The organism is Staphylococcus sp. GDY8P120P (assembly GCF_017892065.1).
GTDB lineage: Bacteria > Bacillota > Bacilli > Staphylococcales > Staphylococcaceae > Staphylococcus > Staphylococcus nepalensis.
The window spans coordinates 1-785 of sequence record NZ_JAESKI010000057.1; the positions used below are offsets into that span (position 1 = coordinate 1).

The following is a 785-nucleotide window of genomic DNA, read 5'->3' on the forward strand; positions in this document are numbered from 1 at the left end:
AATGCTGCAGTTATTTTAAGTGATTGCGAAACCCACGAAGACGTTCAAACTTTAACTCATGAAATAAAAACGGAATTAAAACATGTATTGCCCGAATATATGATTCCTAAAAAGTTAATATATATGAAGAAATTACCGCTTACGATGAATGGAAAATTAGATCGTAAAAAGATTGCTGAGGCTATAGAGAAATGATTCCATACGGCGATTTTACATTCTTTCTTATAGCATTTGTTATTTTGTTACCAGTTATTATATTAGGATTTATGGGTAAGCAGAGCAAAATTTATAATGGTTTGAGTACAGCAGTCATGATTATATTAATATTTTCATCGAATAAGCATCATCTATTTGGACAAGCTTTTTTGAGTTTAGAACTGATAAATTTTATCCTTTATTTAATTTGGCAAGTGTTGATTATCATATATTACTGGAATTCTCGTGCTAAAAATAATACAACAGCAAAATTTATATCGGTTATTTTTCTCTCTGTTTTGCCACTTATTGTTGTGAAAGTTATGCAAAGATCGTGGTTTGGAATGGCACAGTTAAAACTACATGAGAGTAAAGTCATAGAATTCATCGGATTTTTAGGCATTTCGTATGTTACTTTTAAAAGTGTTCAACTATTAATAGAAATTAGAGATGGCTCAATCAAAGAGATTAAATTTTGGAAAGTCGTACAGTTTATATCTTTTTTTCCAACCATTTCCTCAGGACCAATTGATCGTTACAAACGTTTTGTGAAAGATGACAATAAAATTCTGAGTGGAAGTGACTATAAT

Annotated in this window: 1 protein-coding gene and 1 pseudogene; both read left to right on the forward strand. The window is 30.1% G+C overall.

Features of this window, described 5'->3' with window-relative positions:
- A partial coding sequence (locus KA900_RS14615) for an AMP-binding enzyme (RefSeq protein ID WP_481906341.1) occupies positions 1-195 on the forward strand: 195 nt, incomplete at its 5' end.
- Positions 192-785, forward strand: a pseudogene (locus tag KA900_RS14620) (D-alanyl-lipoteichoic acid biosynthesis protein DltB); the annotation flags it as partial. The gene KA900_RS14615 and the pseudogene KA900_RS14620, both read left to right, overlap by 4 nt.